The 18,224-nt window shown below is 29.3% G+C and carries 20 protein-coding genes; 5 read left to right on the top strand and 15 right to left on the bottom strand.

Annotation, left to right across the window (positions count from 1 at the left end; all coding sequences use genetic code 11):
* Positions 1-51: 51 nt before the first annotated feature.
* Positions 52-1,404, bottom strand: coding sequence for an aminotransferase-like domain-containing protein (locus OW730_RS03275; RefSeq protein ID WP_271227668.1), 1,353 nt, complete (start codon positions 1,402-1,404; stop codon positions 52-54).
* A 125-nt stretch (positions 1,405-1,529) separates the two neighbouring features.
* Between OW730_RS03275 and OW730_RS03270 the strand changes: the two genes are divergently transcribed.
* The 3 genes from OW730_RS03270 (at position 1,530) to OW730_RS03260 (ending at position 4,071) form a co-directional block, all read left to right on the top strand.
* A complete protein-coding gene (locus tag OW730_RS03270; RefSeq protein ID WP_271227667.1) occupies positions 1,530-2,711 on the top strand; it encodes an aminotransferase class III-fold pyridoxal phosphate-dependent enzyme in 1,182 nt (393 codons plus the stop codon).
* 73 nt (positions 2,712-2,784) lie between these two features.
* Positions 2,785-3,210, top strand: coding sequence for a GNAT family N-acetyltransferase (locus OW730_RS03265; RefSeq protein ID WP_271227666.1), 426 nt, complete (start codon positions 2,785-2,787; stop codon positions 3,208-3,210).
* A 15-nt stretch (positions 3,211-3,225) separates the two neighbouring features.
* Positions 3,226-4,071, top strand: a complete 846-nt coding sequence (locus OW730_RS03260; protein ID WP_271227665.1) for a DMT family transporter — start codon at positions 3,226-3,228, stop codon at positions 4,069-4,071.
* Between the two features lie 70 nt (positions 4,072-4,141).
* Here the strand turns inward: OW730_RS03260 and OW730_RS03255 are convergent, their stop codons facing one another.
* Both OW730_RS03255 and OW730_RS03250 read right to left on the bottom strand, forming a co-directional pair.
* Positions 4,142-4,723 (bottom strand): DUF5052 family protein, encoded by a 582-nt coding sequence (locus OW730_RS03255; RefSeq protein WP_271227664.1) that lies wholly within the window; start codon positions 4,721-4,723, stop codon positions 4,142-4,144.
* A 73-nt stretch (positions 4,724-4,796) separates the two neighbouring features.
* The gene (locus tag OW730_RS03250) at positions 4,797-4,919 is read right to left on the bottom strand and encodes a hypothetical protein (protein ID WP_271227663.1); all 123 of its coding nucleotides are present in this window, start codon (positions 4,917-4,919) and stop codon (positions 4,797-4,799) included.
* Positions 4,920-5,122: 203 nt separating this feature from the next.
* On the opposite strand from OW730_RS03250, the gene OW730_RS03245 reads away from it, so the two are divergent.
* Complete coding sequence (locus tag OW730_RS03245) at positions 5,123-5,656, top strand: GNAT family N-acetyltransferase (RefSeq protein ID WP_271227662.1); 534 nt, start codon at positions 5,123-5,125, stop codon at positions 5,654-5,656.
* Positions 5,657-5,794: 138 nt separating this feature from the next.
* Here the strand turns inward: OW730_RS03245 and OW730_RS03240 are convergent, their stop codons facing one another.
* From OW730_RS03240 to OW730_RS03215, 6 genes are all read right to left on the bottom strand, one after another.
* Positions 5,795-6,238: a GNAT family N-acetyltransferase gene (locus OW730_RS03240; protein WP_271227661.1), complete on the bottom strand. Its 444-nt coding sequence runs from the start codon at positions 6,236-6,238 to the stop codon at positions 5,795-5,797.
* Between the two features lie 15 nt (positions 6,239-6,253).
* Complete coding sequence (locus OW730_RS03235) at positions 6,254-7,192, bottom strand: MerR family transcriptional regulator (RefSeq protein WP_271227660.1); 939 nt, start codon at positions 7,190-7,192, stop codon at positions 6,254-6,256.
* 122 nt (positions 7,193-7,314) lie between these two features.
* The gene (locus OW730_RS03230; protein ID WP_271227659.1) at positions 7,315-7,887 is read right to left on the bottom strand and encodes a class I SAM-dependent methyltransferase; all 573 of its coding nucleotides are present in this window, start codon (positions 7,885-7,887) and stop codon (positions 7,315-7,317) included.
* A gap of 93 nt (positions 7,888-7,980) precedes the next feature.
* Positions 7,981-8,955: a hypothetical protein gene (locus OW730_RS03225; RefSeq protein WP_271227658.1), complete on the bottom strand. Its 975-nt coding sequence runs from the start codon at positions 8,953-8,955 to the stop codon at positions 7,981-7,983.
* A gap of 96 nt (positions 8,956-9,051) precedes the next feature.
* Complete coding sequence (locus OW730_RS03220; RefSeq protein ID WP_271227657.1) at positions 9,052-9,921, bottom strand: CsxC family protein; 870 nt, start codon at positions 9,919-9,921, stop codon at positions 9,052-9,054.
* Positions 9,922-10,044: 123 nt separating this feature from the next.
* Positions 10,045-10,809: a TatD family hydrolase gene (locus OW730_RS03215; RefSeq protein ID WP_271227656.1), complete on the bottom strand. Its 765-nt coding sequence runs from the start codon at positions 10,807-10,809 to the stop codon at positions 10,045-10,047.
* A gap of 122 nt (positions 10,810-10,931) precedes the next feature.
* On the opposite strand from OW730_RS03215, the gene OW730_RS03210 reads away from it, so the two are divergent.
* Positions 10,932-11,837 (top strand): helix-turn-helix transcriptional regulator, encoded by a 906-nt coding sequence (locus OW730_RS03210; RefSeq protein ID WP_271227655.1) that lies wholly within the window; start codon positions 10,932-10,934, stop codon positions 11,835-11,837.
* 76 nt (positions 11,838-11,913) lie between these two features.
* On the opposite strand, the gene OW730_RS03205 is transcribed toward OW730_RS03210, so the two are convergent.
* The 6 genes from OW730_RS03205 to OW730_RS03180 all read right to left on the bottom strand — a co-directional run bounded on the left by OW730_RS03205 (position 11,914) and on the right by OW730_RS03180 (position 18,110).
* On the bottom strand, positions 11,914-12,798 hold the full coding sequence (locus OW730_RS03205) for a DUF2785 domain-containing protein (RefSeq protein WP_271227654.1): 885 nt from the start codon (positions 12,796-12,798) through the stop codon (positions 11,914-11,916).
* A 161-nt stretch (positions 12,799-12,959) separates the two neighbouring features.
* Positions 12,960-13,817: a DUF2785 domain-containing protein gene (locus OW730_RS03200; protein WP_271227653.1), complete on the bottom strand. Its 858-nt coding sequence runs from the start codon at positions 13,815-13,817 to the stop codon at positions 12,960-12,962.
* Between the two features lie 111 nt (positions 13,818-13,928).
* The gene (locus tag OW730_RS03195) at positions 13,929-14,822 is read right to left on the bottom strand and encodes a GNAT family N-acetyltransferase (RefSeq protein WP_271227652.1); all 894 of its coding nucleotides are present in this window, start codon (positions 14,820-14,822) and stop codon (positions 13,929-13,931) included.
* A gap of 208 nt (positions 14,823-15,030) precedes the next feature.
* A complete protein-coding gene (locus OW730_RS03190; RefSeq protein WP_271227651.1) occupies positions 15,031-15,930 on the bottom strand; it encodes a GNAT family N-acetyltransferase in 900 nt (299 codons plus the stop codon).
* 25 nt (positions 15,931-15,955) lie between these two features.
* Positions 15,956-16,714: an SAM-dependent methyltransferase gene (locus OW730_RS03185; RefSeq protein ID WP_271227650.1), complete on the bottom strand. Its 759-nt coding sequence runs from the start codon at positions 16,712-16,714 to the stop codon at positions 15,956-15,958.
* A gap of 352 nt (positions 16,715-17,066) precedes the next feature.
* Positions 17,067-18,110: a MerR family transcriptional regulator gene (locus OW730_RS03180; RefSeq protein WP_271227649.1), complete on the bottom strand. Its 1,044-nt coding sequence runs from the start codon at positions 18,108-18,110 to the stop codon at positions 17,067-17,069.
* Positions 18,111-18,224 lie beyond the last annotated feature (114 nt).

Below are 18,224 nucleotides of genomic sequence, written 5' to 3'. Positions count from 1 at the left end.
GAATATTTCCGTAACATGAGTTACATTACATAATAATCTTATTAATATATTCTAGTTATTTAGTTTTGAATAAATTAGCTTTTCAATTTCTCGTAGCAATACACTTAATCCCCTCCTAATATCCTCAATTGAAAGAGCTGATATACACAATCTCAAATTGCTATAATACTCTTTATTTTCAATAGAAAATCCTTCTGATGAAGGGATAATAACTTCTTGTTCACTCATTCTACTTCTTAAAATATCCATGTTTATTTTTTCATTCATTGTAATCCATATAAAGAATCCTGTGTCTGGAATAAATATTTCAACATGATTATTACTATATCCCTTCAAGTATTCTCTGACAAAATCCATCTTCTTCTTATATTCCTTTTTTGCTTTCATGATATGATTTCTATACATTCCTGTCTTTATGTATATCTCCAATGCCCCTTGTGCTAAAACTGACGTATTTAAATCAAATAGCCTTTTATTTTTTATAAATTCATCTCTTATACTATTATTGAGTATTACTGCACCAATACGTATTCCTGGCATGAATGATTTTGCATAACTTTTAACATATATCACTCTGTCATTAACATCATAGTAATGTATAGGCAATCTTGACTTTTTAATTTCTATATCTGCAAGATAATCATCTTCAACTATATAAACATCATATTTATTTGCTAATTCAACTATCTTTTTCTTTGTAGACTCATTGTAACTTGTTCCTAATGGATTATGAAATCTGGGTATAGTATAGAAAAATTTTATTTCTTCTTTTTTAAATATCTCTTCCAATTCTATTAGATCAATACCATGTCTATCTCTTTTTATACCAATCATATTTATATTATTAATTTCTGCTAATTTATGCATAAGCTTATATGTTGGTTGTTCTAGAAGAATAGTAGTCTTGTTATTAGGAAACCTCATTCTTGTTAATATACTCAATCCCTGCTGTGAACCAGTAGTTATAACTATATCATCCTCACTGGTGAATACCTGCTGTTCTGCAAAATGTTTAACAAGTACCTCTCTTAAGGATAAAAGTCCCGCCTTCTCTCCATAAGTAAACAGACTACTCTTATATATCTCAACAGCTCTATTAATACAATGATTGAATTCTCTATAGGGTAATAGTTTTTCATGTGGTAACACTTGTGAAAAATTTATAATCTTATTTTGTACAATATCATCCTGCGCTTTATCCACAAGATAATATCCACTCTTTGGTATTGAATATATTTTATGTTCTCCTTCAAGTTCTTTAAATGCTCTAAGTACAGTAGATTTACTACATTTAAATTTATCTGCAAGTTCTCTTACTGTGGGAAGCTTTCCCCCTTGAACAATATCCCCTTCATAGATCAACTTACTAATATACTCCATTATGCTCTGATATTTATTCCCCATATTGCCACCTCAGTTTACTTTTGTACTAGTACAAACACCTTTTTCTTTAATTGTACCACGGAGTAATTGTAAATATAATTAAATAAAGTAATTTATTTAAAATTATTCAAGGAGTTGTTTATAAAATGAAATCTTCATCTCATGTGCTAAATCTACATCCAATAATAGATACTGAAATATCCTGTGCTAAAAACTGTTACCTTTATACACCTAATGAAAAAAAAATAGTAGATTTCACTTCTGGAATTTGGTGTACTGCCTTAGGTCATTCAAATGAGGAAGTAAATACTGCGATGTTTAATCAGTCTAATAAAATTTCTAATATTCATTATAAACTCAATAGTATTCCTACAGAGAAACTTGCTACTGATTTAACATTCTTAGTTAATCATCCTATGGGAAAGTGTATTTTCTTGAGTTCTGGAAGTGAAGCTGTAGAATTATCAATAAGAATTGCGCGTATGATACGTCCTCAAGGATTAATTCTTACATTTTCAGGATCATTTTTATCTTCACATTCATTTTCAACACAACCAAGAACTACTAGTACATGGTTAGAGTTTGATTGTTCCAATTGTTCTAAGTGCCCTAAGTCCGCTGAATGTGCTAAGTGTCCCTTCATGAACAATATAGATTTCTCAAATATCTCTACTTTTGTACTTGAATCAGCACTTGCTAAAAACATTACATTTCCTAATAAAAAATTAGTACACTTTATTGTAAAAAAAATTAAAGATAATGGGGGAATAGTAATTGCTAACGAAGTAACAACAGGTTTAGGCAGAACTGGCGAATGGTTTGGTTATAACCATTTAGGCATAATACCTGATATGATTACACTTGGTAAGGGTCTAGGGAATGGATATCCAATAAGTTCTGTAATTCTTTCCAAAGAAATTTCATTTAAAGTTGAGAATTCAAGTTTCACATATGCCCAATCCCATCAAAACGACCCCTTAGGTACTGCAGTAGGTGAATCTGTTATCTCAATTATGACGCGTGATAAATTAATTGAGCGTTCTAAAACAATAGGTGCTTTCTTTATTGAAGAACTCAATAAACTAAAAAATGAACTCCCTATAGTTAAAACAATTAAAGGAAAAGGATTATTTTTAGGCATGGAATTAGATAAAGTTATCCAAATAGATGATATTTTTAATGAAATGCTACAAGAAGGATACTTCATTGGAATTAATCCTAAAATTAATCTACTAAGATTTTTCCCTCCACTAATAATTGAAAAAAAAGATATTACTGAAATGTGTACTGCGCTTAAATCTATATTAAGAAAAAGGCAAATAAATTAATAACAGTACTAATATGATAAAACATGCAAATCAAAGGATAATCAATAATTATTCAATAGGAGGTCTAAATAAAATGGACAATATTAAATTATTAGAAAATAAATTAACTACAGAACAATTTTGTAATTTGCAGAAAGCGGTAGGTTTCGGGAGACCTAACCCTATACAAACTGAGAAAGCTATTGAAAATAGTATATATTCAGTTTCTATAAGTATAGGAGGAGAAGTTATTGGAATGGGTAGATTAGTTGGTGATGGTGCGAGGATATTTTATATACAAGATGTTTGCATTGCTCCAAAATTTCAAGGAAAAGGCATTGGAAAATTAGTTGTTCAAAAATTACTTGCTTATATTAAAAATAATAGTATAGAAAATTCAACTGTTACAATTGGGTTAATGGCAGCAAAAGGAAAAGAAGGATTTTATGAAAAGTTAGGATTTCTAATCCGTCCTAATGAAAAACTAGGTAACGGCATGATAATGAAAATAAAAATATGAAAGGAGTTGATTAATTTGAGTAGAAATAAAGCACTATTTTATCTTGTTTTAACATCTATACTCTGGAGTATGGGTGGCTTATTCATCAAACTCATAGATTGTAATTCATTCACTATTGCTGGTGCTAGAAGTGGAATTGCTTTCTTAGTAATATCATTGGTTTCAGGAAAAAAATCTTTTAAACCATCCAAACCTTCAAAAATGTTTGTTATAGGAGTACTCTCGTATGCCCTGTTGGTAATTCTTTTTGTTACCTCAACTAAACTAACCACATCTGCTAATGCTATTATGCTCCAATTCACTGCCCCTATCTGGGTGGCATTGTTATCTTCTTTCATCTTGAAGGTTAAAACTTCTATGAATGATTGGATTATAATTATTATTGTTTTTTCAGGGATACTCTTATTCTTTACGGAACAATTAGATTCTGGTAATTTATTAGGAAATTTGCTGGCTGTACTAAGCGGAATTTCTATGGCTATGATGATTATTTCAATGAAATATATTAAAGTGGAACCAATTAAAATCACTATATATGGTAACCTACTAATTTTCATTTTATCACTACCATTCTTGTTTGAGGCACACATTTCTCTTAGAGATTTACTATATTTAATAATACTTGGTGTGTTTCAATTAGGAATATCTTATATTCTTTATACCTCAGCAATCAAACATGTATCAGCGCTAGAAGGTATATTGATTCCAATATTAGAACCTATCTTGAATCCTATATGGGTATTGATTTTTGCGGGAGAAAAACCAGGTATATATAGTATCCTTGGAAGCATTATTATACTAACAACTATAACTTTTAGAACAATTCATTTGTCAAAAGTATCTGTCAGTGAATCAATATGATTTTAAAAAAGCCTTCAATACTACTGTATCGAAGGCCCTTATACTCACTTTATTTTATTCTAATAATTAATTATTTAAGCATTCCCTGCTCAAAAATTTCATAATCACATCTATATACTGTCATCCTTTTACCATCAATCAATATTTTTGTTGAAGATGGTAATGAACTCTGCTCAACTAATACGTTATTACCTTCATATACTCCCACAATAACACCTGATTGATTTTTAATTACTAAAACACGCTTTAACCCAGTCATTTTTGACTTAAAGTTGTTGATTTTTCTGTCTAAAGACATTAATATACCTGTCCCATTTTTCCCTGAATCGATATTAGTTTCTAGGTTATACTCATCTACTAAGTTTTTAACTCCTTTTTCAACAGCTATCATTGAAGAGCCTACATGCTGCCATGTGTAACCATCTATAGTAATAAGAATAACATTGTCCACCTCTGATGATTCCATATCAGTACTTTTACCACTTACAGTCATAGTTGTATTACCAAAATCATCATAAACATAGAACTCTCTTGAAAGTCCTATTGTCTCTGCAGTAAGATCTTTAAATGTACTTCTAATCTTAGTACATCCCGTAAAAGCCAATATTAAAGTTATCATGGTTATCAATAATATGGATAATTTCTTTTTCATATTCAATACCCTCTCCCCATATAGTTTAATTAATATAAACTTAAATATATCATCTTTCTCTCTCTTGAGCAAATCACATTCTGCACATTGAGTAACCACGAGAAGATTCTTTACTCTGATCTAGATCTTTTCTATAAGGTAATCTAGGTTCAAATACCTTAATATCCTTTTCCTCACTTACATGAAATAATCTCATGCCTACCCCCTCCCTTTAATAATAGTTTTAAAGCGACAGATTACCATTTCATCACATATATTCTCAATTATTCAAGTCGAATTTCTCTAATTACTTACCTATGATTAGTAAATACTATATAATTATATTTATAAATTTATGTAATTTCTTGAGAACTGTCCCTAAACTAATAATCATATTTAATATTTAGAAAGGAGTCTCACATGAAAGATTATATTATCAAAACCAATAGATTAGGTTTAAGAAAATGGAACCCCGAAGATCTAATTCCATTCACTGAAATGAATAGTGACCCAAAGGTGATGGAATTCTTTACAAATACCTTAACTAAAGAAGAAAGCTATGCCTTTGCAAATAGAGTAATAAGTCACTTTGATTCCCATGGATTTGGACTATATGCTGTTGATGTGCTTTCTAGTGGTGAATTCATAGGATATATTGGTTTAAGTATTCCTAAATTTGAAGCATATTTCACACCATGTGTAGAAATTGGTTGGAGAATAGCTCATAAATATTGGGGAAAGGGATATGCCCCTGAAGGAGCTAAGGCTTGTATAAAATATGCTTTTGAAACTTTAAACATATCAGAAATTGTATCATTTACTGCATCCATTAATAAACGATCCATAAGAGTAATGGAGAAAATAGGTATGGACTACTGTGGTACTTTTAAGCATCCCAAAGTAGATATTAATTCACCATTATATGAACATGTGCTTTATAAGATAGAAAAGTAATTGTTTCATTGTAGAATTATAAACATAATACCTTATTATAAAATTAAAACTGTGGATAACCCTTTGGATATCCACAGTATTTGCTTATCATATTATTCATTTGTGGATTCTTAGTGCTTAACCTAAGAATCTTAAGTACTATTTCTTATATATCATCTCAACATGAGGTATTCCATCTTCTAAATATGTTTCAGATACAACTTTAAATCCTAAACTTGAATAAAATTTAAGCAGATACTCCTGAGCAGAAATTCTTATGCTATCCTCATTTAATTCTTCTGTAATAAATACAATTGCTTTTTTCATTAACATATTAGCAATTCCCTGTCCTCTGTGACTCATAGCAACAAGTACTCTTCCAATAGATATTTCTTCATATGATATTCCTTTATCAAGCACTCTTAAATATGCAATAACTTTTTCTCCATCCTTAAGAAAGATATGATGTGCATTATGATCTTTTCCATCACAATCTTGATATACACATTCTTGTTCCACAACAAATACTTCATTTCTAACTTTTAATATCTCATATATCTCTTTTACTGATAGTTCCTTAAATCTCTTAACCTGAAAATTCACAGTTAATCGCCCCCACTAATCTTCATCAATTCTTACAATATTCATATTATCATCATATCCGATTTTTAGTTCTTTAGTCAATTTTTCATTAAGCCTAATTAACCCTTCATGATAGTCGTTGTATGTCTTACTTATTATTTTCAAATTAGGAATGAATACACTATAATATCCACTATTCTCATAGAATTTAGATAATGATTTCTTATACTCTGCCATTTTATCGAAAACCTCTTTAAGTTCTGGCTTATCACGCATGTTCATATAATCTTCTACGTTTTTCTTTATGCCTCCAATAGCATTTTGATCCCCCTTTATTGCTGCTTTCATAGTCTGTTGAGCTTTTTCATCTATTTCAGAAATAGCATTAAAATCATTGCCATCTTTAAAAGCTTCTAAAAACTCCTTTGGGATATTAAAATCCTCAATATTATCTAAAAAATCTACTATCTCCAACCACGCAATTTCCTTTTCTTTGGTGTCTATTGGCTCATTTAAATATCTTCCAAAATGAACAACCATAAAATCTCCTAACATCTCAGGAAAAACTCTCAATAAGGTGTTCTTAATATACTCTCCATTCTTCTTTTCTTCAAAATCAATCTTATTACTTATCTCATCTATTTTCTCATAAGTGTAATCTGATGACATCAATGAATGTAAATACTTTTCCTGCCGTTTAACTTTAAGTAATAGAGCTTCTTTATCTAATATTTTATCATTTATTAACTTTAGTTTATTTCTCCTATCTGAGCTTCTTATAATATCTTTTATTTCATTAATTGAGAAATCAAGCTTTCTTAACATGGAAATCTCTTTTAGTCTTTGAATATGGTCTTCATTATATTCTCTATACCCATTATCACTTCTATTTGTTTTAATTAATCCCCGTTCCTCGTAATAATCAATTGCTTTCTTAGTAAGTCCCGTTTTTTTCTTTACCTCATTAATTCTCATAAACTCACCCCTTGTATTAATTGTAAACCAGATCCTTAGGGGCTAGTCAAGAGAATAATTTTAGGGACAGTTCTAGAATGATTACCCTATTAATACTTGAGAACTGTCCCTTAAATTTTTCATTATACACACGCCCTTTTTTTAGCAACGACATAAATAGAATCCTCATCTTCTATCTCACAATATCTATTCATTTCTATTATTTCAAACTCTCTACTAAACACCTCTCTAAGAGTCGCTTCATTATAATAAACAAACTTCAATCCTTCTATCTCTTCTTTTTTATCCCCATACCAAAATGAATGAAGTACTATTCCTGGTTCAATAAGTACCTTACTTTGTTTTTCAATAGATTCTCTTAACTCTTCACGAGTTAAATGCTGTAAAACCTTATTAGAGAAAATCCCTTGAAATTTATTAGCTACATTCATTTCTATTGCATCTACTAATAACAAATCTGCATGGGGATTTGTTTCTTTATATGTATTAAGAAATATCTCAGAATAATCTGAGCCAGTAACTCTATAATATCTTTGTAAAATATCTAGATCTTTACCAGGTCCCATTCCTAGTTCTAAAACCCTTGCTCCCTCTATAAGGTTTTCTCTTAAAATATTAATCAATTCTTCTCCATCATATCCTTCACACATAGCTATATATTCTTTTACCTTCTGTTCTTCATGAAAATAGCTCATAAAATCTCTCCTATTACTTTATATTAATCTAATTTTTATCTTTAGTATTCACTTATATAATAAAAAAATCTCCCCTTAATTATGGGAGATTTTTCATTTCATTTGGTCATCCATTAAGCTATAATCATCAATACAATCAAAATGATTCAATTCATAATATATAGGATGTATGTTATTAGAACTTTTAATGGGATTTTCACATGTACTATTTGGATAAATCTTTACTACTTTAGATTTATTATTACTATATATTAAAGGTTCTGATGTAAAAGATATTTTACTTGTATGCTTAAAAGGAATAGTAACTTCAATATACTTTTCATTAAGAGAATTATCCGCTAAAGCCGTAAATGTTATGTTTTTAATAATAACTCCTTTTATAAATAATCTATTTTCAGCTTCACCACTGCTTTTTTCATAATAAAATAGTGACATTCCTCTTATATCAATATTATTTTCAATAGAAATTATCTCCTTTATACTATCTTCTATTTTTATATCACTATCCTGAATTATCTCAATATTACTTTGTGAAATTATAACAGGAACATGAACAATCATTTTATCAGAGGTAAGTATATTACTTTTCTGTAATAGGGATATATCAATATTTAAAACTGATGTTGAGTTTATTACTGACACTGGAGTAATATTTTTATTACTTAAAGTTGTCATATTCTTTGAATTTTTGTGATTGGAAGACTTTATGTGCTCTGAGTTATCATTTTGTTTTTTATCTGAAGGGGGATTTTTATATAGACTATCATTAAAAGAGTTTTCATTATTACGTATTTCAGTGTTTTCTGGCATTTTTAAAGTCATTAAATAAGTTAGTATGTTTTTAAGTGTATTTATGTTATTATCAGTTACTTCAGGTGAATCCTTTATTATTCTATTTAGTTCTTCATCTGTTAAAGTATGTTCAGGTGAATCATTTGATATAGGTGATAAAAGATTTTTCGTGGGGGGTCTGAATAACTCCTTGTTATTAGCATAGTAAAGCAAAATTAGAATAAGTATGATAATATCATTATCAAGCCACCAAGGACTATGATTTCTATTATACATAAAATTGCCCCTTTTATATTAATTCAAAACTAGCTTAAAGTAAAACTTTAAGCTAGTTCTTTCAGACTATTTTAAAACATATTCAGTTTTATTACCTTATTCTGTTACAGGTTCTTCTGCAACTGGTTCTTCTGCAACTGGTTCTTCTCCAGGAACTGGAAGGTATCCTAAAGAATGAATTCTTACTTGTTGCTTTTGTAAAATTTTTAACTTAATATTCAATGCAATTTTTTCAATTAGCTTATTAAAAGTATGAGGATGGAAATTTCCATTAGCTTCTTCTGAACCTTCTGGAATACAGCAATGTTTTTCAATATCAATTTCAGTAATATCTACATTTTCTAGCTCGATATCAAAACCTTCAGTATATCCAATATGATCTTGAGCACTATATTGACATAAATCACTACCTATATATTGAGGATAACATTTTCCGAAACAATTGTATTGACAGTTTCTAAATATTTCTATTTCCCTAGTAGGTTGTCTGTATTTCACAATAGGGTATACACCTGGTATAAAGTGAATTCCAGCTGAACAGTTAAAGCCTACATATGCTGTTGTGTGCTTAATATCACCAGCAACAACTTTACCTTCCTTCATACAACAAAAACCATCTGTTGATTTTGAACATTCTACTGTTGCATACTCTATATTCTTTTTAATATATCCTTTTAGATAAAGTCTACCACCCTTATATTTTCTAAGAATAGGACAATAGTTAGTTGGAATAAGCTTAGCTTGAGTCAATATTAATTCTTTTTTTATTCTTTTGATTTCATAAGCTGGATGTTCCAAGTAAATGCATCCTTCTACATCAATTAAAAGCTCACACTCAGAAAGAACTACAGGAATTTTTACAACTGGATGACCTCGATGTATTACATGTGGGTGTACAGGATAACAAGGACATTCACATAAGGTTTTAGATTCAACTTTTGCATTTGTACATTCAGTATTACTCATAATTCACTATTCCTTTCTCTTTAGTTTTTTTATGCAATATTTTTTATTGCATATAGTACATATTATGAAAAAGGTTTTTATTAAGTTACTAATTATTTAAAATATATGGTAAATTAAATAATTTTATATACCATATAACTTCTTAACATTATTCGTTGTTATCTTCTCTACCATATCAACATCTACTCCCTTAAGATAAGCAATCTCTACTGCTACATACCTTACAAATAAAGGCTCGTTCCTTCTTCTTCCCGCTGGTCCTGGAGTTAATGATGGTGAATCAGTTTCAACAAATAGATATTTTAAAGGAATCTCTTTTGCTACTTGTTTTAACTTAGTAGCACTCTTATAAGTTACTGGACCTGATATTGATATATAAAATCCCATCTCAACATATTTTCTAGCTAATTCTACATCACCTGAATAGCAGTGAAGGACTCCCCTCAATCTTTCATCCATATGTTCCTTAATAATATCGAATGTATCTTGATTCGCCTTTCTATCATGAACAACTATTGGAAGACCTACTTCCTTAGCTAATTCAATTTGCTTTTTAAACCATTTCTTTTGAACCTCTATAGGCACATTCATGTGGTGATAATCTAATCCAATCTCTCCTATTGCTATAACATTCTTATCCTTTGATAATTTTCTTAACTCGTCAATACTATTTTCATCCATCTCATCAGTACAACAGGGATGTATTCCAACAGTAGCATATATATTATCATACTTTCTTGCTATTTTAAGAGCTTCCATTGAACTATTCATGCTTGAACCAGATGTTATAACATATTCTATTCCTTCTCTTCTCAAATCCTTAATAAGTCTATCTCTATCTTTATTAAATCTTTCTGAATCTAAATGTGCATGACTATCTATCAACATATAAAATTCCTCCTGTATATCAATCTCTTATATATATATTATAAAAAAGAAACACTGACACAAAGCTGTCAGTGTTTCTGATATAATATACTTATATAGAAAATTTTGGAGGTTGAGTTGCCATGTCAGTAGATAGATTATTTTCAATCATGTTGATTCTATCCAGTAAAGGTAAAAAAACTGCAGCTGAACTAGCTGAGAGATTAGAAGTTTCTCCTAGAACAATTTATAGAGATATTGATAAATTATCACAAGCTGGTATACCTATATATTCTGAAGATGGAAGAGCTGGTGGTTACTACTTAATGGATGATTATAAAGTGGATAATCTCTACTTTAAAGAAGATGATATGAAACCTATACTCTCAATACTAAAGAATATACAAAACCTATTTGGAGATAATGGTTATCTTAATGAAATCATAAATAAATATGAAAATACCAATGATAAAAATACTTTCACTATCAATATGACAAATGTTAGTATGATCGAGGAAATCAAAAGCTATCTCCATACAACTAGTATGGCTATTGATAATAAACATGTTATTAAACTTCAGTATGTAAATAGACGTCAAGAAGTTGAAGAACGAATGGTTGAGCCAATATATATTTCATATTCAAATGGAGATTGGTTTATTAATGGATTCTGCAGAAATAGAAATGATTATAGACGTTTTAAAATGACACGTATAAAACAACTAACTTCCCTAGAATGTACTTTTGAAAGAGATATTGATATTGAGACATTAAAAAATATCTATGATAGGGATTATGAAAAGACTTCAATTAAAGTTGTATTGAAATTTCATCCCAAGTTTGGTCCTCAGTTAACAGAATTTTTTCCTGTAGAAAATATCCAAGCATCTGAATATGGATATTTTATAGCCCATGATATTTACCCACACGATGAGGGCTTAATAAAATTCATACTTGGATTTGGAAAGTGGTGTGAGGTTTTAGAACCAGATTATTTGAGAAAAGAAATAAAGGATTACCTAGCTGAAATCATGAGAAACTATGAATAATTTATGGGGACAGTTCTCAATATTTTCTCCTTTAACTGTGTGAAAACTTGAGAACTGTCCCCTAATTCTTTATTCTTTATTTATTGTTATAGAATTCATTAAAGTTATTCAATACAACTTCTATTTCATTTATTATTATAGGGCTCATCCCCTTAAATTTTAACCTGAAATATAAGCTTCTAAGAAAGTTCTTCACATTTTCTTTAAAAGAATGGGTATACTTATATGCCTCAAGAGCATTTGAAAGTTGATACTCTTTTGGAACTTCTAATTCATTAAAACTCCTTATCCATTCTACAATATCCCCTTCATCCATGTCATCTCTTTTTATCAATTCAATACAAGCTGTTGTTAATCTTTCTGCCTCTTCATTTCTATAAACGTAATAACAAATTGATACTTTGTCTTTTATACCTTCTAGAATCTGAAGTAATTGTTCTTTAGCAAGTTCATGACTTCCAGCAAAGCTAACAAGCGCATCTCCCGTATGAGCTGCTGAATGTGCCCATCCCTTATTTTCTACATATCCTCGTACATCCTTTTCTCTGTTTAAGTATTCCATAACCTTATTAAAACAATCTAATACTTCTTCTTTTGATAGTATTTCATGTTCATCATTTTTCACTTTATCATTATGATGCTTTATAATCCATCTTATAATAAGTATAGTAAAAGCCCTGTTAAATACTGAATCATCTTCCTCAGCTCCTAATTTATAAAACAAATGATTTTCACTTAATGCTAGTTTTAATAACTCCCTTATCTGTAATTCTTCAAGCATATCCTCCATTATCATTTTCCATAAAAACGATAAAGCTAATTCATCTCGTAAAATAGGATCTGTGGATTTCAATGCCTCCATTAATTCTAAGGATAGTTCAACTTTATTTATATCCTCTGGAATAGTCCAATCATTCTCTTGCCATTTACTCAGTTTATTTTTCAAATTAATATTATTCATAATTAAATCCCCTTTATAGTTAAGTTTATTACCCCATAACAGAATTATAGATTATTAACTATGACATCAGTGTGTCAGTGTTTTTTATAAAAGGGGACAGTTCTCAATATTTTCTCCTTTAACAGTGTAAAAACTTGAGAACTGTCCCCTATTTTGTTGTATTAAATAAACTCATTAAATCTTTCATTAATTTTATTTAATACTTTTTCAATTTCATTTAATAACTCTATATTAACTCCCTTAAACTTAAATCTAAAGTACATACTTCTAAGAAAGTTTTTAGTATTCTCAATAAAGTTATGATACTCAGGATTAGTTTTGGGTTTTTCAAGATCATCAAAACTTCTTATCCATTCTATAATATCTTCTTCTTTTATGTCATCTCTATTAAATATATTCATAATTACAGTGGTAATTCTCTCTGCTTCTACATTTTTATATACATAGTAATCTATAGTAACCTTTTCTCTGATTCCATTTAATATTTCTATCATGTTCTCGTGACTTAATTCACTGCAACCAGCAAGACTAGCTAAGGCATCTCCAGTATGAGCAGCTGAGTGTGCCCATCCTTTTACATCTACATAACCTCTAACATCTTTTTCTTTCTTTAAATATTCCATAAGCATATTGAAAACTTCCACAATCTCGTCTTTTGATAATATGGTTTGTCCTTCTTCTAGCATGTCATTATGATATCCAATGATAGCTCCTATAATAAGAGCTGAAAAAGCTCTATTAAATACTGCATCCTCATCATGAGAATCTAACTTATAAAATAAATGTTTATCACTTAATGCAAGAGTCAATAAATTACTTACTTCACTTTTTGATAACATTTCATCATCAATGATTCCCCACAAAAATGACAATGATAGATTATCCCTTAAAATAGGATCTATAGATTTGAAATTTCCTATCAACTCTAAAGCCAATTCATACTTATTAACTTCCTCAGGAATATTCCAGTCATTCTCTTTCCACTCTAATAATTTATTTTTCATACTAGTCCCTTCCATAATAAATTCCCCCTTAATTTTATTATATACCTATTATAAATATTAAATATCGTCATAAGCATTTATGGGGTTTGCTAAACTAAAAACACATAAATGCTTTTTATAATATGCCTAAGCATGAGATAATTTAGGAAATACAAATTCCTCTGGTAACTTAATTCCTTTAGATATTACAAATAACTGATCATCTTCACTTTGTTTCTTGATTATTTCCCCAATTTTATTGTCCGGTGTAAATTGAAACTCAATATGTTTAATACCTGTATCAATAACTTTTTCTATGACCTTTTCTACATTAATATCATTCTCAGTAATAATATCGAATAGCTTCAATGTATCCTCCGTAACTTTGTACAACACGATACAATCCTCTTCTTCAAGATAATAAATATCATTTCTAAATACATATATACAATAGAACAATAACAGATATTTATCATTCAACACACTTATTGTTTTTGATATTGGATTTCTATTGCTCGTCAACCTTAGAATTATACTTAAATCTTCTTCATTATCTAGGTTGAGTTTTCGCATATTTGATTCATTTTTATTCTCACATATTTTAAAATTAGATTTATCTAGTTCCATTGAGAATTCCATCTCATTCACATGAACAAATCCAAACTTAGGATAAAACTCTAAAACATTCTTGTTTGCAAACAAATATATTAATTCATATTTATCTCTATGATCATCTAAGACCTTTTCCATAAGTCTTCTGACTAAGCCTTGCCCCCTATGAGCCTCATCACTCATAACAGTACCAAGCTGAATAGCCCTTATTACCTCTTCTCCAATAACCACATCAAGATAGTTTACTGAAACATTTGCCACTATTTCATTATCATAATCAAATGAATAACATATATAATTCTCTTTCCAGAAACCACGTTTATACCATGGTTCAAAATCAATACCAAACGTTTCTATTGCTAATTTACTGAAACTATGCCTTAATTCATCATTATTTTTATAATCTTTAATAAATCTATACTCTTTCATTTTATAGTTACTCCTAAAATTATTTTTTGACATTTATTCATTTACCATTTTATTGTATCATTTACAGTAAATTATTTAATAGGTGTATTTTGATTATAATCATCTTTTACCTAAAATTTTAAGGGACAGTTCTCAACATTTCATTATTTATAACAACGAAATATTGAGAACTGTCCCTCCTAGTATTACCTAGTATTACCTAGTATAACTAAGCATGAGATAACTTAGGGAATATAAATTCCTTTGGTAACTGTACTCCTCTAGACATTACAAATACCTCATACTCCTTTTGAGTACTTTCTCTTTTTATTACTTTTCCAATTTCATCCTCTGGAGTGAAATGGAACTGAACATTTTTTATATTTGTATCTATAATTTTGTTTAGTACCATTTCTATATTAACCTCATTTTGAGAAATGATATCTACTAACTGTAGAGTATCTTCATTGGCTGTGTACACCACAATAATATCTTCTTCTTCAAAATAATAAATATGCTCTCTATATACATAAAGAAAATAAAACAGTAGAAGATATTTATCATTAACTACACTAAATACTTTTGATACTGGTTTTCTATCTTTGGTCAATCTCATAATAATATTTAAATCATCTTTATCATCCATATTAAGTTTTCTCATATTATGTTTATTTTTATTTTCAGATACCTTGAACTTTTCTTCATCCAATTTCATTGAAAATTCAGTTTCTTTTATATTATCAAATCCAAATTTTGAATAGAATCCTAATGCATCCTTATCTCCAAATAAGTAAATCAATTCATATTTCTCTTTATGATCATCTAAAATCTTTTCCATAAGCTTTCTTGCTAATCCTTTTCTTCTAAGAGAATCATGTGTCATTACAGTACCAATCTGTACAGCCTTTATTGTATCTTGTCCAACAACTACATCAAGATAGTTCACAGAAGCATTAGCCACTACTTCATTATCACAAACTAATGAATAGCACACATAATTCTCCTCCCAAAATCCACGCTTGTACCAAGGTTCAAAATCTATACCAAAAGTTTCTGTAGCTAATTTGCTGAAACTTTTTCTTAACTCATCATTCTTTTTATAATCCTTAATAAATGTATACTCTTTCATTTTTAATCATTACTCCTTTTGTTATCTACTTTTTATTAGCAACTATCCTTGCGAAAGTAAAATTGCCACCATCAGCTTCTAGCATTTCAACATCCCCATTACGCTTAAGAATCCCTGCTTCTTTTAAAGTTTTATCCCACTTTAACCAATTATCATAACCATTTGGCATTGTATCTGCAACTTGAACTGTAACAGTTTCTGAACGTTCCCAAAGTTCTTTCCACCAATTTGGAGAATGATGCGTAAATAAATATGGTTCCCAATATGGTTTAAGATTTTCTGGAACTTTACTATCAAACTCCTTATGAACTGAAGGAACCACTATTCCAATTTGACCATTAGGCTTTAAGTATCGGATTAGGCTTTCTAAATACATCTCATTTGTCCCAAAGTAATGATATGCATCAATACTTACAATTGCATCAAAAAAACCATGTGCAAATGGTAAACTGTGAGCATCTGCATGAATTGGATATACCAAATCATCAACACCTTGTTCTTTAATTCTTTGATAATTTTCAGTTGCACCTATCCATAAATCTGCTGCCCAAACTTTGACACCAAATTCTTTTGCAAGAAATATAGATGTTAGTGCTTTTCCACATCCTAAATCTAGCACCTTCATCCCATTTCTCAGTTTCATTTTATTTAAAAGGAACTCTACCAACCACATTGAATTTGGTCCCATTTCATTTTCATTTACCCACTCAATATCATATTTCGCTGATAAAGGAAATTGTGGTAGTGTTAATTCTCTTTGCAATTCTTTCTTTGAATATTTCATTAAATATTACCTCCTGCGCATACAAAGTATTGTGATTTATTATTTATCCTTGTAAAAATGCACAGACGTTCATATCTATAACACCTCCATAATATATCTAATTTAAGTTTACTTATAAGTGTCATATGATATTGCTGGATTTTCTTTATGTTATAATCCAACTCTATATATCCTCTAACTTGGCGTTTATCACTTTCCCAAGCTTGTCCAATTTTATTGTATCATAACCAACAAATTAACTAATAGGTAAATTTTAATTATAATTATTCTTCACTTAAAATTCTAAGGGACAGTTCTCAAGATTTCATCCTTATAAATAATAAAATCTTGAGAACTGTCCCTCCTAATTTACCTAATAAACATGCACCACATATATTAATTCGTCTATTCTCTGTACATCAACTGTTTTTCCATATTTAATAAACTCTTCTCTTAAAACACTGATATCAGAATAATATTCATCTTCTATCTCTTCAATTTGTTCTTTAGTATATCTATCAAATATTTCTCTTCTACTTTCTTCATCTTTAAACATCATATCCCCGATTACAATAGTACCCTCAGCCGTTAGTACTCTCATCATTTCCTTTATTGCTAGCTTCTTCTCTTCATCATTAAGATGGTGAAAGGCATATGTTGACACTATACATTCAAATGAACCATTATCAAAAGGCAACTTAAGAAACTCCCCTAATCTTAACTTTAAATTAGGATATTTATTCTTGGCAACATTCATCATTTCCCTTGATTGATCTACACCAGTAACACTATATCCCTTCTCTAAAAATCTATTTGATAAGTTCCCTGTACCAACCCCTATATCTAAGATAGAATCACTTTGCTTTAACCCTTCTGATGCTTTCAAATACACAGTATCAAGTAACTCATCATACTTTCTATAAAGATTTAATGTCCCTACTTCATTCTTCACACTTTTATCATAGCTTTTTGCCCAGCTATCAAAATTCCATTTATCTTTCCAATTTTCTCTTGTTTCTTGAATACTATTGAGTTCTTGAGCTGATTTTATGATCCCTTCCATAACCCCATCATTATTACCATCATAGATTGAATCCATTATCTTTTCCAATGAATTTTTAACATCTCTCATACGATGAATACTATTGTTTACAGCTTCCCACTGTTTATAAAAATGATCAAGCACATTAGCTTTTTCACTATTTGCTAATAAATCGCTAATATCTTCAACTGAAAGATTCAATGTTCTGTACATAAGTATAGTTTGAATTCTTATAAAATCATCTTCACTATAATATCTATAGTTGTTTTCACCTCTTTTAGGCTTGAGTAAACCTTTCTTCTCATAAAATCTCAACTTATTAGCTGGAATCTTAAATATCTCTGCTACCTCTTTAATATTATATCTTTTATTCATTATTAACCCCCTAAATATCTCTTATGATTTAGAGTATAAACCTTAGCCTTAGGTTAAGGTCAACATTATTATAAACTTTTTCTAAAAAAATGAGAACTGTCCCTCCTAAAAATA

This window comes from Oceanirhabdus sp. W0125-5, assembly GCF_027938815.1.
Lineage (GTDB): Bacteria > Bacillota > Clostridia > Clostridiales > Clostridiaceae > Oceanirhabdus.
Note: the sequence above shows the minus strand (reverse complement) of the source record. Positions and strands in the feature narration are given on the sequence as shown.

Bases quoted from the DNA above. Each gene is read 5' to 3' on its own strand.
- OW730_RS03250 (WP_271227663.1), bottom strand. From the start codon at position 4,919: ATGAGATTATTTCATGTAAGTGAGGAAAAGGATATTAAGGTATTTGAA.
- OW730_RS03265 (WP_271227666.1), top strand. From the start codon at position 2,785: ATGGACAATATTAAATTATTAGAAAATAAATTAACTACAGAACAATTT.
- OW730_RS03185 (WP_271227650.1), bottom strand. From the start codon at position 16,714: ATGAAATATTCAAAGAAAGAATTGCAAAGAGAATTAACACTACCACAA.
- OW730_RS03230 (WP_271227659.1), bottom strand. From the start codon at position 7,887: ATGAGCTATTTTCATGAAGAACAGAAGGTAAAAGAATATATAGCTATG.
- OW730_RS03235 (WP_271227660.1), bottom strand. From the start codon at position 7,192: ATGAGAATTAATGAGGTAAAGAAAAAAACGGGACTTACTAAGAAAGCA.
- OW730_RS03270 (WP_271227667.1), top strand. From the start codon at position 1,530: ATGAAATCTTCATCTCATGTGCTAAATCTACATCCAATAATAGATACT.
- OW730_RS03205 (WP_271227654.1), bottom strand. From the start codon at position 12,798: ATGAATAATATTAATTTGAAAAATAAACTGAGTAAATGGCAAGAGAAT.
- OW730_RS03180 (WP_271227649.1), bottom strand. From the start codon at position 18,110: ATGAATAAAAGATATAATATTAAAGAGGTAGCAGAGATATTTAAGATT.
- OW730_RS03195 (WP_271227652.1), bottom strand. From the start codon at position 14,822: ATGAAAGAGTATAGATTTATTAAAGATTATAAAAATAATGATGAATTA.
- OW730_RS03210 (WP_271227655.1), top strand. From the start codon at position 10,932: ATGTCAGTAGATAGATTATTTTCAATCATGTTGATTCTATCCAGTAAA.
- OW730_RS03200 (WP_271227653.1), bottom strand. From the start codon at position 13,817: ATGGAAGGGACTAGTATGAAAAATAAATTATTAGAGTGGAAAGAGAAT.
- OW730_RS03275 (WP_271227668.1), bottom strand. From the start codon at position 1,404: ATGGGGAATAAATATCAGAGCATAATGGAGTATATTAGTAAGTTGATC.
- OW730_RS03225 (WP_271227658.1), bottom strand. From the start codon at position 8,955: ATGTATAATAGAAATCATAGTCCTTGGTGGCTTGATAATGATATTATC.
- OW730_RS03245 (WP_271227662.1), top strand. From the start codon at position 5,123: ATGAAAGATTATATTATCAAAACCAATAGATTAGGTTTAAGAAAATGG.
- OW730_RS03215 (WP_271227656.1), bottom strand. From the start codon at position 10,809: ATGTTGATAGATAGTCATGCACATTTAGATTCAGAAAGATTTAATAAA.
- OW730_RS03190 (WP_271227651.1), bottom strand. From the start codon at position 15,930: ATGAAAGAGTATACATTTATTAAGGATTATAAAAAGAATGATGAGTTA.
- OW730_RS03220 (WP_271227657.1), bottom strand. From the start codon at position 9,921: ATGAGTAATACTGAATGTACAAATGCAAAAGTTGAATCTAAAACCTTA.
- OW730_RS03255 (WP_271227664.1), bottom strand. From the start codon at position 4,723: ATGAAAAAGAAATTATCCATATTATTGATAACCATGATAACTTTAATA.